Below are 13,563 nucleotides of genomic sequence, written 5' to 3' on the forward strand. Positions count from 1 at the left end.
ATCATTCTTGCAGTTAAGGAGGTGTAAGGATGAAACTTCATGAGTTAAAACCAGCAAAAGGTGCCAGAAAAGCACGGAAACGTGTAGGTCGTGGTGGTAAGAGAGGTTATACTTCCGGTAGAGGTTCTAAAGGTCAAAATGCTCGTTCCGGCGGAGGAGTTCGCCCTGGATTTGAAGGTGGTCAAACCCCATTATTCCGGAGATTGCCCAAGCGCGGATTCAATAATATCTGGAGAACTAGATATGCTGAAGTAAATGTTAGATCTTTAAATCGTTTTGATGCTGGCACCGAGGTTACTCCAGAATTGTTACTGGAAACAGGTGTTATTAGTAAACTTTATGATGGTGTTAAGGTTCTTGGCGATGGTGAGTTAACTAAACCTTTAACAGTAAAAGCTCACCGGTTCAGTAAGTCAGCAATCGAGAAGATAGAAGGAGCTGGCGGAAAGGCAGAGGTGATTTAACATGTTTGCGTCATTGGGTAATGCTTTAAAGGTTAAAGAGTTAAGAAATAAAGTGTTGTTTGTTTTTGCAATGATTGCTGTGTATCGGATTGGGGCACATATCCCCGTTCCTGGTGTTGACGTGTCTAAATTCACAAAGTTAATGGAGGGTGGAATTTTAGGATTTCTTGATATGTTTGCTGGGGGGGCTTTAAGAAGGTTTACTATCTTCGCTATGAGTATCAGCCCTTATATTACCGCCTCCATTATTCTACAATTATTGACTGTAGTTATTCCTAAGTTAGAGGAACTTTCAAGATCAGGACCGGAAGGGCGGAAAAAGATTGCCCAATATACCCGGTATGGTACTGTGATTTTGGCTTTGATTCAGGCTTTAGGAATTACTTTCTGGCTTCGCAACCTTGGGGCTATTACAAATCCGAATTTCTTTAACATGTTTACCATCATAATTACTTTAACGGCTGGTACTGCATTTTTGATGTGGTTAGGTGAACAGATTACAGATAAAGGAATCGGTAACGGAATTTCAATACTCATTTTTGCTTCTATTGTATCCCGATTCCCAACAGCTGTTATTGATACAGTTTATAAACTAATGCCAGGCAGTAAAAGTAGTCTTTCCATCCTGAATGTACTATTGTTCCTGGTATTGGCTTTACTCATTGTGGCCGCTGTTATCTACATTCAACAGGGTGAAAGAAGAATCCCTGTACAATATTCACGTCGTGTTGTAGGGAGGAGAGTTTATGGCGGCCGCAATACTCATATTCCAATGAAGGTAAATCAGGCTGGTGTAATTCCAGTTATTTTCGCTTCATCTGTGCTCATGTTCCCGGCAACTATATTTAGATTCTTGCCATGGGACTGGGCACGCACTATAGCTGATGCTTTGGATCCATCATTGGCATCCTTCTGGTATTTGTCTTTCTATGCTCTGCTGATCGTATTGTTCACTTATTTTTACACAGCAATCACCTTTAATCCTATAGAAGTAGCTGATAATCTGAAAAAGTATGGTGGATTTATCCCTGGTTTACGTCCAGGTCGCCCAACAACTCAATACCTGGAGAAAGTATTATCCAGAATTACCCTTTCAGGAGCATTATTCCTGGCAGCTATTGCTATTGTGCCTTATATATTACAGGCAATTACAGGTATAGGTATTCGTTTTGGTGGTACTTCCTTATTGATTGTTACCGGTGTTGCTCTTGAAACAATGAAACAGATTGAATCCTATCTGTTGATGCGCCACTATGAAGGTTTTCTTAAGTAAATAATAAAAAGTTGGTCTGTGGCGGTTTTTTAAGGAGGGAAATTATGTACTATATCCTGATTGGTCTCCCTGGAGCAGGTAAAGGAACTCAAGCTGCTAATCTAGTTGAAAAATATCAGATTCCGCATATTTCTACCGGTGATATGTTCCGGGCTGCATTAAAAAATAAGACTCCTCTTGGCCTTGAAGCTAAAAAGTATATGGATCGTGGAGAATTAGTACCCGATGAAGTTACTATTGGAATTGTTCGTGAACGTCTTCAAGAAGATGATTGTAAAAAAGGATTTTTATTGGATGGATTTCCCCGGACCATCCCCCAGGCTGAGGCACTGGATGAGATTCTGGATTCGTTAGGGTTGACTTTAGATGGAGTTATCAGTATTGAGGTTCCAGAAGAAGAACTGATCAAAAGATTAACTGGAAGACGGGTATGTAAAAATTGTGGTGCAACATTCCATGTACTGTATAATCCACCTGAAAAAGAGGGCGTCTGTGATAATTGTGGCGGAGAATTGATTCAAAGAGAAGATGATAAGGAAGAAACCATCAAAAACCGTCTTGATGTAAACCGAGAAAAAACTCAAGTACTAAAAGATTATTATTCAAAAGCAGGACTTTTGAAAGAAGTTGATGGTACCGGAGACTTTGATGAAGTATTTAATCGAATCTGTCAAGTGATTGAGGGGAAGTAGAAGTAAATGATAGTTATTAAATCTGAACGGGAAATTTGGTTAATGAGAGAAGTTGGTCGGATTGTGGCAGAAACCCATGCACTCTTGGCAGAGATTATTAAGCCGGGAATTACCACAGCTGAAATTGACCGAATAGCTGAAGAATATATTTTAAAATGTGGTGCAAAACCTGCTTTTAAAGGATATCAAGGTTTTCCGGCCACTGTCTGTGTAGCAATCAATGAAGAAGTTGTTCATGGTATTCCCGGCAAGCGTAGATTGGAAGAAGGGGATATTATCGGTTTAGATATTGGAGCTTATAAAAATGGTTATTATAGTGATGCTGCCAGGACTTTACCTGTTGGTAAAGTAAGTCCTGAAGCAAAAAAACTGATTGAGGTTACAAAAGAAAGTTTAGATAGGGGTATTGTTCAAGCAATTGCTGGTAACCGTTTAACCGATATATCCCATGCTATTCAAAGTTATGCCGAATCTCATGGTTTTTCTGTGGTACGTCAATATGTAGGGCATGGAATCGGGCGTAAGATGCATGAAGCCCCCCAAGTGCCAAATTACGGTCAACCTGGTCGAGGTCCCCGCTTAAAAAAAGGAATGACTTTTGCAATTGAACCTATGATAAACGCAGGTGGATATGAAGTAAAGGTATTATCAGATGGTTGGACTGTAGTGACTGCCGATGGATCTCTTTCTGCTCATTTTGAAGATACCATTGCAATCACCGATGAAAAACCATTGATTTTAACGCGTCTCTAGTAAATTTGTATAACTAAGGGAAAGTGTGTTATAATAACTGTATTGAGGTGATTTGCTATGGTTAACAAGTCCTTTCAGCCTGGTCAATTAGTTTCTTCCTGTGCTGGCCGTGACCGGGGACGTTATTTTGTAGTAATTGAAGTGGTAAATGATTCAATGGTAAAGGTTGTGGATGGAGATTTACGTCGGGTAGAAAAGCCTAAACTTAAAAATACCAAACATCTGATTCCCCACAATAAATTGGTTAAGTCAATTGCAGAAAAACTTAAATCTGGGCAGCGGATTACTAACGAACAGGTTAGGCTGGCTTTAAAAGAGACTTTGGAAGAGCAAAACCTAAATAAGGAGGTCTGAAAGCCATATGGCAAAAGGTGATGCCATTGAAGTTGAGGGTACTGTAATTGAACCGTTGCCAAATGCAATGTTTAGGGTTGAGTTAGAAAACGGCCATAAGGTTTTAGCTCATGTTTCCGGTAAAATGAGAATGAACTTTATTCGTATTTTACCAGGAGATAAAGTAACTGTCGAACTTTCCCCATATGATCTTAGTCGTGGAAGAATTATTTACCGGCATAAATAAAGTTCTTTAAAGGAGGGGTCATAAGTGAAAGTAAGACCATCTGTTAAACCCATCTGTGATAAATGTAAAGTTATCAGAAGAAAAGGTCGGGTTTTAGTTATTTGTGAAAACCCAAAGCATAAACAACGTCAAGGCTAATCAAAATAGGAGGTGTGACTAGAGGATGGCAAGAATTGAAGGTGTAGAATTACCTCGTGATAAGCGAATTGAGATTGGTCTGACTTATATTTACGGTATTGGTCTGTCTACCTCGAAAAAAATTCTTGAAGCTACAGGAATTAATCCTGACACCCGTGTACGGGATTTGACTGAAGAAGAAGTTTCTAAGTTAAGAAATGAGGTTAGCAAATATACTGTTGAGGGTGAACTTCGTCGTGAAATTCGCGCTAATATTAAACGTTTAATGGATATTGGTTGTTACCGCGGCATTAGGCATCGTAGAGGATTACCAGTACGGGGTCAAAGAACAAGAACTAATGCCCGTACTCGTAAAGGTCCAAGAAAGACCGTTGGTGTAAGACGGAGTAAATAATTTTGCATAAAGGAGGGATATCCTGATGGCAAAAATGAAGCGTAAAGTTCGTAGAAAAAAGAAAATTAAAAAGAGTGTTGATAAAGGGCAAGCCCATATTCGCTCAACCTTTAATAATACAATTGTTACTCTGACTGATATGGAAGGTAATGTTTTGGCATGGTCTAGTGGTGGAAATGTAGGGTACAAAGGTTCCCGAAAGAGTACTCCATTTGCTGCTCAACTGGCTGCTGAAACTGCTGCTAAAGCGGCTATGGAGTATGGTTTACGGGAAGTAGAGGTATATGTAAAAGGCCCTGGTGCAGGTAGGGAGTCTGCAATCCGATCTCTGCAAGCTGCTGGCTTAGAAATTAGCTTGATTAAAGACGTTACTCCAATTCCACATAATGGTTGTCGTCCGCCAAAACGTCGTCGCGTTTAATCGATATTTATATAATGTTTAAGTTCTTTAAGGTTAATTTAAGAACTATTTGGGAAAAATAATAAGTAGTTCTCTTAAAATTAAAAACAAATAATAATCTTATGTACAATGGAGGTGTAGACATTAATGGCGCGCTATACGGGACCAGTATGTCGTCTTTGTCGTCGCGAAGGCGAAAAGCTTTATCTTAAAGGTGAACGCTGCTATACTGATAAATGTGCTTTTGTCAGACGGCCATATCCACCTGGTCAACATGGTCAGGTTCGCTCTAAAACATCTGAGTACGGTTTACAATTAAGAGAAAAACAAAAAGTACGCAGAATTTATGGTGTATTAGAAAGACAATTTAGAAGATATTTTGAATTGGCTGAAAAGAAGCCCGGTATTACTGGTGAAAACTTCTTGAAAATTTTAGAAAGCCGTCTGGATAATGTTGTATATAGACTGGGTTTTGCAACTTCCAGAAATGAAGCTAGACAGTTAGTTCTGCATGGCCATGTACAGGTTAATGGCAGAAAAGTAAACATTCCTTCTTATTTAGTATCTGTTGGTGATGAGATTGAAATCCGCGAAAAGAGCAAAAATAATAAGCGGATGAAAGAAATCAAAGAAATTCATGCTAATTATACTGCTCCTTCCTGGTTAGAGAGTGATATTGAGAATTTATCCGGTAAAGTACTGGCTGAGCCAAAACGTGAAGAGATTGAAATTCCAATTGAAGAACACTTAATCGTTGAGTTCTACTCCAGATAATATTGTTCAAATAAAATTGTTCTGATTGATTACCCTCAAAAAAGACGGTTAACGATAAAGGAGGGTGTAAATTGATGATAGAGATTGAAAAGCCTCGCATCGAAAAAGTCGAATCGACTGACACCTATGGAAAATTTGTAATTACTCCTCTGGAAAGAGGTTTTGGGATTACTCTGGGTAATTCTTTACGCCGGGTTCTCCTATCCTCTTTGCCAGGGGCAGCTGTAACTTATGTCAAAATCGATGGAGTTCGCCATGAATTTACTTCTATCCCAGGTGTAGTTGAAGATGTCACTGATATCATTCTAAATTTAAAAGGGTTGATTCTTAAATGTTATTCTGATGAGCCACAGATTATTCGTTTAGATGTATCCGGTGAAAGAGAGGTAACTGCTGCAGATTTTCATACTACCGGTGATGTAGAAATTTTAAATCCGGATCATCATATTGCTACCCTGGATACTGATGGCGAACTTCATCTGGAAGCGACTGTAGAGCGAGGCAGAGGTTATTTATCGGCTGAGGAAGCGAAGGAAAGAAAAGAACATGTTATTGGATTGATTCCTGTTGATGCATCCTTTACACCTATTCGACGGGTTAATTTTACGGTAGAAGATACTCGTGTAGGTCGAATAACTGACTTTGACCGTTTAATATTAGAAGTTTATACCAATGGCAGTGTTACTCCCGAAGAAGCTGTCAGTCTCGCGGCCAGAATTCTTCAGGAGCATCTTGCTCTCTTTTCTAATCTGACCGAGGATATTGGTGATGTAGAGATTATGATTGAAAAAGAAGAAGAAGAAAAAGATAAAATTATGGAAACAACTATTGAAGAGTTAGAGCTGTCGGTAAGATCCTCTAATTGTCTGAAGCGGGCCGGAATTAATACTGTCGAAGAGTTAGTTCAAAAGACCGAAGAGGACCTGATGAAGGTTCGTAATTTGGGCAAAAAATCACTTCAGGAAATCAAAGAGAAACTTGCAGAATTGGGTCTTTCTTTAAAGAATTCTGAAGTGTAGAAGGAGGGGAAAACAATGCGTAAATTAGGCAGAACAACTGCACATCGCAAAGCAATGTTTGCAAATCTGATTACTTCTCTGTTTAGACATGGAAGGGTAGAAACAACCTTGATGAAAGCAAAGGATGCACGTTCTATTGCAGAAAAGTTGATTACTGCCGCTAAAAAAGGTGATTTGCATTCCCGTCGGCAAGTAATGCGCATTATTAAAGATAAAGATGTTGTTGCTAAACTTTTTGACAGTATTGGTCCAAAATATGCTGATCGTCCCGGTGGTTATACCCGAATTATAAAGTTGGGACCTCGCCGTGGAGATGCTGCTGAAATGGCCATTCTGGAATTAGTTGAATAGTTAGACAAAACTGATGCAGCCATTTGAATTAAGGCAGAAGTAAATGGCTGCCTTATTCTTTATTATCTAATAGAGAAAATAGCAAATCAGGTGATTTATATGAGTTTTATCCAAATTAAAGATCTGGAATACAGATATTCAGACAATATGGCTGCACTGAAGGGGATAAACCTGGAAATTAATGAAGGGGAATTTGTAGTTATTATCGGTTCTAATGGCTCGGGAAAGTCAACTTTTGCTAAACTTTTAAATGTATTGCTGGTACCGACCGGTGGTTTAATTCTTGTTGATGGTTTAGATACGAGGGATCCCGATAATGTCTGGGAGATCAGACAAAGAGTTGGAATGGTTTTTCAAAATCCCGATAATCAATTGGTGGCTACTACTGTGGAAGAGGACGTTGCTTTTGGCCCTGAGAATTTAGGGATCCCGCCTGAAGAAATTCGCCGCAGAGTAGATAATGCTTTGCGTCAGGTGGGGATGGATGGTTATCAAAAACATGCCCCCCATCACCTTTCTGGTGGTCAGAAGCAGCGAGTTGCGATAGCAGGGGTTATTGCTATGTTTCCTAAGTGTATTGTCCTGGACGAACCAACATCTATGTTGGATCCCCAGGGAAGACGGGAAGTGATGGAAACGATTCTTCATTTGAATCGAAAAGAACGGAAAACTATTATTCATATTACCCATTATATGGAGGAAGCCATTGAAGCTGATCGAGTGATTGTACTCGATCGAGGGGAAATTAAATTAATGGGGAAACCAGTTGAAGTTTTTCAGGAGGTCGAAAAACTTAAATCATACCAGTTGGAAGTGCCACCAATTACCGAATTGGCCTATGAATTGAGTCAGTCCGGTCTGGATTTACCTAAAGGAATTTTAACTGTAGAAGAGTTGGTGGAAGCATTATGTTAATACGGCTTGAAAATGTTAGCCATATATATGATAAGGAATCTGGAGTAGTTGCCCTAAAAAATATCAACCTTTCTATAAAAAAAGGCGAATTTATCGGTTTAGTCGGACATACCGGCTCAGGCAAATCAACGTTGGTTCAAACATTAAATGGATTAATTCGCCCTTCTAAGGGAAAGGTATGGGTTGATAATGAAGATATCACCAAAAGTGGTGTAAATTTAAAAACTGTTCGACAAAAGATAGGTTTGGTCTTTCAATATCCTGAACATCAGCTGTTTGAAGAGACTGTGGAGAAAGATATTTCTTTTGGCCCCCGTAATCTAGGATTAAATGAGGATGAGATATTAAAAAGGGTTCAATGGGCCATGAGATTGGTAGGGTTGAATTATGAAGAATTTCGAAACCGTTCTCCATTTCAATTAAGTGGTGGTCAAAAACGAAAAGTGGCTATTGCTGGTGTTCTGGCAATGAAACCACAGGTTTTGATTCTGGATGAACCTTCTGCCGGTTTGGATCCGATGGGGCGTAATCAGCTACTTCAACTATTGGCTCTTCTTAACAAAGACTATCAGATGACTATTATTCTGGTCTCACACAGGATGGAGGAAGTAGCAGAACTTGCAAATCGCCTATTGGTAATGAATAAAGGAGAATTGGTTTTAGATGATACTCCACGGAATATTTTTCAAAATGTTCAGTTGCTTGAAGAAATAGGATTGGGAATTCCGCAGGTAACCCGTTTACTCTGGGAGTTAAAAAAGAGGGGATGTGAAGTCCGGACTGACTTGTTAACACTGAATGAGGTTAAAGAAGAGATAATCAAATTCATGGGGAGCAAAAGATTATGCTAAAGAGTATTACCATCGGGCAATATATATATAGAGATTCAATAATTCACCGGTTGGATCCGAGAATAAAAATTTTGATAACTCTTATAGTAATGATTGGACTTTTTATGGTTAGTTCTTTTATAGGTTTTGGATTGGTTGCGATATTTATTTCGATTATCATTTTTCTTTCCAAATTGCCCTATAAGCGAGTATTACTAGGATTAAAACCTATTTTATTCATTGCTGCATTTACTTTTGTTTTGCATCTATTTTTTACAACAGGAGGAGATGTTATCCTTAAAGTTGGTTTTATTACGGTATATGAAGAGGGTTTTTATACCGGGATATTTATGGTGGTTAGAATTTTGCTATTGATCTTATTTACTTCTCTTTTAACTTTGACTACTTCACCAATCGAATTAACAGATGCAATTGAACATTTATTAAAACCATTTCAACGGTTGGGTGTACCGGCCCATGAATTGGCTATGATGATGACTATTGCATTGCGTTTTATTCCAACATTAATGGATGAAGCAGAAAAAATTATGAAGGCTCAACAGGCCAGAGGGGCTGATTTTGAGTCAGGTGGTTTAATAAAGAAAGCCAAAAGTTTGATACCTTTGTTAATTCCCTTATTTGTTAGTGCTTTTCGCCGTGCTGATGACCTGGCTTTGGCTATGGAGGCAAGATGTTATCGCGGTGGGGAAAATCGTACCCGGATGAATCAGTTGCAGTATCGCGTACGGGACTTTATTGCATTTGGATTGGCTGTGGTTTTTACGGTGATCATTAGTATTTTATAGGAGATGATCTGGTGCGTTACTTTAAAGCTATTCTCGAATATGATGGTACAAATTATAATGGATGGCAGCGTCAGATAAATACTTCAATGACTATTCAGGAAAAGATTGAAGATGCACTTACAGTGATCACCAAAAAACATATATCTGTAGTGGCAGCCAGTCGAACAGATGCAGGAGTGCATGCTTATGGTCAGGTGATTGGCTTTAAGCTGGAAAACAATATACCTACTGAACGGATTCCTATTGCAGTTAACAGCTTATTACCTAAAGATATCCGGATGAAGGATATAGAAGAAGTAGACCCTGATTTTCATCCGCGATTTCACGCTAAAGGGAAGATTTATCAATATCTTATTGAGACTGGACCTATACAGTCTGTATTTCGTCGGAATTATGCTTATCATGTACCGCAAAACCTTAATCTTGAGGGGATGCAGAAAGCAGCACAATATTTAATAGGAAAACATGATTTTTCCTCATTCCGTGCTTCCGGTTGTTCTGCTAAATCACCGGTTCGTAATTTAAAAAGGATTGAAATTTTTCAGGAAAAGGATTTGCTCCGTCTCGAATTTGAGGGTGAAGGATTTCTGTATAATATGGTAAGAATTCTCACTGGGACTTTAATCTATGTGGGGTTAGGAAAGTTTACTCCATATAAAGTCAAAGAAATTTTAGAGGCTAGAGATCGTACTCTGGCTGGGCCAACGGCACCTGCTCATGGACTTTATTTGATGAAGGTCTTCTATTGATAAAAATATTATAAATTCCTTGACATGGAACTGATTTTTATATTAAAATATAGTTTGGAGTTTTGCGTATATGAACGGCCACGGGCCCCGGCGTGTGCCGTCTTGTGCAGCTCCTAATGTAAATAAAGGGAGGGACAACGATGAAGACTTTTATGGCAAAACCTCAAGATATTGAACCCAAATGGTATGTAGTTGATGCTACAGATAAACCATTGGGCCGTCTGGCTAGTCAAATTGCAAATATACTGCGCGGTAAACATAAGCCTACTTTTACTCCTCATATTGATACCGGTGATTTTGTTATAGTAATCAATGCAGAAAAGGTTAAGTTGACTGGTAGAAAATGGGAGCAGAAAATTTATTACCGTCATTCCGGATATCCAGGTGGATTGAAGGCTATACCTTATGATAAATTACGTGCTAAAAATCCTGAACAGATTATTCAGCTTGCAGTAAAACGCATGTTGCCCAAAAATAAATTAGGTCGCAAACAATTCCGTAAATTGAAAGTATACGCAGGTCCTGAGCATCCACATCAAGCTCAAAAACCTGAGGTTTTAGAACTTAAGTTTTAATTTATTATAGTTTTGAAGAGTTTTTTGATTGAAAGGAGGAATATAAGTGGGTCATCAGGTACAATATTGGGGAACTGGACGAAGAAAGACCTCAACCGCCCGTGTACGTTTAGTACCTGGCGAAGGAAATATTATCATTAATAAAAAGCCAATTTCCGAGTATTTTAGCCGTACTGTTTGTGAACAGATGGTTAAACAACCTTTGGAACTAACTGGTACTGTTGGTAAATTTGATGTGTTAGTTAATGTAAATGGTGGCGGTTTAATGGGCCAAGCTGGTGCGATTCGTCATGGTATTGCTCGTGCTTTATTAGAAGTAGATGCTGATTATCGTCCTGTTTTAAAACAAGCTGGCCTTTTAACCAGAGACCCAAGAATGAAAGAACGCCGCAAGTACGGTTTGAAAAAGGCACGGAAGGCTCCTCAATTCTCCAAGCGTTAATTTTGGGATATGTGGGTATATGGGTAGAAAAAGGGCAGTATGAACTGTCCTTTTTATCTTTTAAAAGTTTTATTTAAAAGAAATTTTTCGAACCATCTAAAGTTCGATTTTAGTGTAATCCATGGGTCGAAGACCCATGGATTGGTTTATCATATACTGTGATGAGATCTTATTTCTCCTTCAATTTTATTTACTAAGATGGTTAAAGGAAAAATTTCAATGGTGTTCAAAATTAGCTTTTTGTAGTTTAATCTTTATAATAATTAAGATTATACCTGTAATTTTATGAATTCATTATAACAGTGGTTTAAAACAGTTATGGTTTGGATTAAATTTATACTTGACATGATATTGCATAATTGCTAGGATAATAAATGTCGTGTCATAAAATGATTCTTAACATGATCTGAGCGATATAATAGTTGTTTTAAGTGGAGTGATGATTTAAATCGTAATTTGGATTAAAAGAATCTTGACATTATCTAAAAAATTTATTAAAATATTATTTGTTATTTAAAAAGAGTATTTCTTTCAGGTTTTGGTTATAAATCAAGATTTGAAAAAAGAGTTTAATTTTAAAAATTTATTTTAAAAACCTCTTGACAAGATAGTTGAGAGATGATAAGATAATGGATGTCGCGATGATAGCGACAGAAAATGACCTTTGAAAAGTGAACAGCAATCAGCCAGAAGATTTCCTTTGAGTTAAGGAAATTAAGCACTTTAAAGTGCTTAAGATAGATTTTGTTTGGAGAGTTTGATCCTGGCTCAGGACGAACGCTGGCGGCGTGCCTAACACATGCAAGTCGAACGGCCTGCTCTGACGGAGGCCTTCGGGCTGAAGTTGGAAGTCAGGCAGTGGCGGACGGGTGAGTAACGCGTGGGTAATCTACCTCCGAAACGGGGATAACCCACCGAAAGGTGGGCTAATACCGGATGAGCTTCCGGGGACGCATGTTCCTGGAAGGAAAGGTGGCGTTAAGCTGCCGATCGGAGATGAGCCCGCGTCCCATTAGCTAGTTGGTGAGGTAACGGCTCACCAAGGCGACGATGGGTAGCCGGCCTGAGAGGGTGTACGGCCACACTGGGACTGAGACACGGCCCAGACTCCTACGGGAGGCAGCAGTGGGGAATATTCCGCAATGGGGGAAACCCTGACGGAGCAACGCCGCGTGGGTGAAGAAGTTCTTCGGAACGTAAAGCCCTGTCATGAGGGAAGAAAGGCCGCATGTTTAAGAGATGTGCGGTTTGACGGTACCTCATAAGAAAGCTCCGGCTAACTACGTGCCAGCAGCCGCGGTAATACGTAGGGAGCGAGCGTTGTCCGGAATTACTGGGCGTAAAGGGCGCGTAGGCGGTCTGGTAAGTCAAATGTGAAATACACTGGCTTAACCAGTGGGCTGCGTTTGAAACTGCCGGACTAGAGGTCAGGAGAGGAGAGTGGAATTCCTGGTGTAGCGGTGAAATGCGTAGATATCAGGAAGAACACCGGTGGCGAAGGCGGCTCTCTGGCCTGTACCTGACGCTGAGGCGCGAAAGCGTGGGGAGCGAACGGGATTAGATACCCCGGTAGTCCACGCCGTAAACGATGGATACTAAGTGTTGGGGGTTTAGATACCCTCAGTGCTGTAGCTAACGCGATAAGTATCCCGCCTGGGGAGTACGGTCGCAAGACTGAAACTCAAAGGAATTGACGGGGGCCCGCACAAGCGGTGGAGCATGTGGTTTAATTCGAAGCAACGCGAAGAACCTTACCAGGGCTTGACATCCCGTGACTACCTGTGAAAGCAGGGTCTGGCTCTTTGAGCCACACGGTGACAGGTGGTGCATGGTTGTCGTCAGCTCGTGTCGTGAGATGTTGGGTTAAGTCCCGCAACGAGCGCAACCCCTGTCCTTAGTTGCCAGCGGGTAAAGCCGGGGACTCTAAGGAGACTGCCGGTGACAAACCGGAGGAAGGTGGGGATGACGTCAAATCATCATGCCCTTTATGCCCTGGGCTACACACGTGCTACAATGGGCTGTACAAAGGGTTGCGAAGCCGCGAGGTGGAGCTAATCCCAAAAAGCAGCTCTCAGTTCGGATTGCAGGCTGCAACTCGCCTGCATGAAGCCGGAATCGCTAGTAATCGCAGGTCAGCATACTGCGGTGAATACGTTCCCGGGCCTTGTACACACCGCCCGTCACACCACCCGAGTTGGATGCACCAGAAGTCGCTGTCCTAACCGATGAGGGGGGAGGCGCCAAAGGTGTGTCTGGTGAGGGGGGTGAAGTCGTAACAAGGTAGCCGTACCGGAAGGTGCGGCTGGATCACCTCCTTTCTAAGGGGAAGAGGGGGCTGATTGCTGTTCACTTTTGAGAGGTCATAAGCCTTTCAGTCTGTACTTTGAAAACTGCATATTGGGGTTCGA

General features: G+C 40.4%; 18 protein-coding genes and 1 rRNA gene. All 19 read left to right on the forward strand.

Annotated features, from left to right (window positions below):
* Positions 1-29: 29 nt before the first annotated feature.
* Entirely contained in the window at positions 30-464 is a 435-nt protein-coding gene (rplO, locus tag BBF96_RS16200) for a 50S ribosomal protein L15 (protein ID WP_127018103.1), read from the forward strand.
* A gap of 1 nt (position 465) precedes the next feature.
* Positions 466-1,737, forward strand: coding sequence for a preprotein translocase subunit SecY (gene secY / locus BBF96_RS16205; protein WP_127018104.1), 1,272 nt, complete (start codon positions 466-468; stop codon positions 1,735-1,737).
* 44 nt (positions 1,738-1,781) lie between these two features.
* The gene (locus BBF96_RS16210; protein WP_127018105.1) at positions 1,782-2,429 is read left to right on the forward strand and encodes an adenylate kinase; all 648 of its coding nucleotides are present in this window, start codon (positions 1,782-1,784) and stop codon (positions 2,427-2,429) included.
* A gap of 6 nt (positions 2,430-2,435) precedes the next feature.
* Positions 2,436-3,182: a type I methionyl aminopeptidase gene (gene map, locus BBF96_RS16215; protein WP_127018106.1), complete on the forward strand. Its 747-nt coding sequence runs from the start codon at positions 2,436-2,438 to the stop codon at positions 3,180-3,182.
* A 57-nt stretch (positions 3,183-3,239) separates the two neighbouring features.
* On the forward strand, positions 3,240-3,536 hold the full coding sequence (locus BBF96_RS16220) for a KOW domain-containing RNA-binding protein (protein WP_127018107.1): 297 nt from the start codon (positions 3,240-3,242) through the stop codon (positions 3,534-3,536).
* Between the two features lie 7 nt (positions 3,537-3,543).
* Positions 3,544-3,762, forward strand: coding sequence for a translation initiation factor IF-1 (gene infA, locus BBF96_RS16225; protein WP_127018108.1), 219 nt, complete (start codon positions 3,544-3,546; stop codon positions 3,760-3,762).
* A gap of 24 nt (positions 3,763-3,786) precedes the next feature.
* The gene (gene rpmJ / locus BBF96_RS16230) at positions 3,787-3,900 is read left to right on the forward strand and encodes a 50S ribosomal protein L36 (protein WP_127018109.1); all 114 of its coding nucleotides are present in this window, start codon (positions 3,787-3,789) and stop codon (positions 3,898-3,900) included.
* Between the two features lie 25 nt (positions 3,901-3,925).
* Positions 3,926-4,294 (forward strand): 30S ribosomal protein S13, encoded by a 369-nt coding sequence (rpsM, locus tag BBF96_RS16235; RefSeq protein ID WP_127018110.1) that lies wholly within the window; start codon positions 3,926-3,928, stop codon positions 4,292-4,294.
* 34 nt (positions 4,295-4,328) lie between these two features.
* Entirely contained in the window at positions 4,329-4,715 is a 387-nt protein-coding gene (gene rpsK, locus BBF96_RS16240) for a 30S ribosomal protein S11 (RefSeq protein WP_127018312.1), read from the forward strand.
* Between the two features lie 126 nt (positions 4,716-4,841).
* Positions 4,842-5,468, forward strand: coding sequence for a 30S ribosomal protein S4 (gene rpsD, locus BBF96_RS16245; RefSeq protein WP_127018111.1), 627 nt, complete (start codon positions 4,842-4,844; stop codon positions 5,466-5,468).
* Between the two features lie 74 nt (positions 5,469-5,542).
* The gene (locus BBF96_RS16250) at positions 5,543-6,487 is read left to right on the forward strand and encodes a DNA-directed RNA polymerase subunit alpha (RefSeq protein WP_127018112.1); all 945 of its coding nucleotides are present in this window, start codon (positions 5,543-5,545) and stop codon (positions 6,485-6,487) included.
* Positions 6,488-6,502: 15 nt separating this feature from the next.
* Positions 6,503-6,838 carry a 50S ribosomal protein L17 gene (gene rplQ, locus BBF96_RS16255; RefSeq protein WP_127018113.1) on the forward strand — a complete coding sequence of 112 codons (336 nt, stop codon included), beginning with the start codon at positions 6,503-6,505 and terminating at the stop codon, positions 6,836-6,838.
* 93 nt (positions 6,839-6,931) lie between these two features.
* A complete protein-coding gene (locus tag BBF96_RS16260; RefSeq protein ID WP_418655030.1) occupies positions 6,932-7,753 on the forward strand; it encodes an energy-coupling factor transporter ATPase in 822 nt (273 codons plus the stop codon).
* On the forward strand, positions 7,747-8,604 hold the full coding sequence (locus BBF96_RS16265) for an energy-coupling factor transporter ATPase (RefSeq protein WP_127018115.1): 858 nt from the start codon (positions 7,747-7,749) through the stop codon (positions 8,602-8,604). Before BBF96_RS16260 ends, BBF96_RS16265 begins: the two co-directional genes overlap by 7 nt.
* Positions 8,598-9,389: an energy-coupling factor transporter transmembrane component T family protein gene (locus tag BBF96_RS16270; protein ID WP_127018116.1), complete on the forward strand. Its 792-nt coding sequence runs from the start codon at positions 8,598-8,600 to the stop codon at positions 9,387-9,389. Before BBF96_RS16265 ends, BBF96_RS16270 begins: the two co-directional genes overlap by 7 nt.
* 11 nt (positions 9,390-9,400) lie before the next feature.
* Entirely contained in the window at positions 9,401-10,138 is a 738-nt protein-coding gene (truA, locus tag BBF96_RS16275) for a tRNA pseudouridine(38-40) synthase TruA (protein WP_127018117.1), read from the forward strand.
* Between the two features lie 140 nt (positions 10,139-10,278).
* The gene (rplM, locus tag BBF96_RS16280) at positions 10,279-10,713 is read left to right on the forward strand and encodes a 50S ribosomal protein L13 (RefSeq protein WP_127018118.1); all 435 of its coding nucleotides are present in this window, start codon (positions 10,279-10,281) and stop codon (positions 10,711-10,713) included.
* Positions 10,714-10,759: 46 nt separating this feature from the next.
* On the forward strand, positions 10,760-11,155 hold the full coding sequence (rpsI, locus tag BBF96_RS16285) for a 30S ribosomal protein S9 (RefSeq protein ID WP_127018119.1): 396 nt from the start codon (positions 10,760-10,762) through the stop codon (positions 11,153-11,155).
* A gap of 745 nt (positions 11,156-11,900) precedes the next feature.
* Positions 11,901-13,473, forward strand: a 16S ribosomal RNA gene (locus BBF96_RS16290).
* Positions 13,474-13,563: the final 90 nt, after the last annotated feature.

It is taken from the genome of Anoxybacter fermentans, from assembly GCF_003991135.1.
Classification (GTDB): domain Bacteria; phylum Bacillota; class Halanaerobiia; order DY22613; family DY22613; genus Anoxybacter; species Anoxybacter fermentans.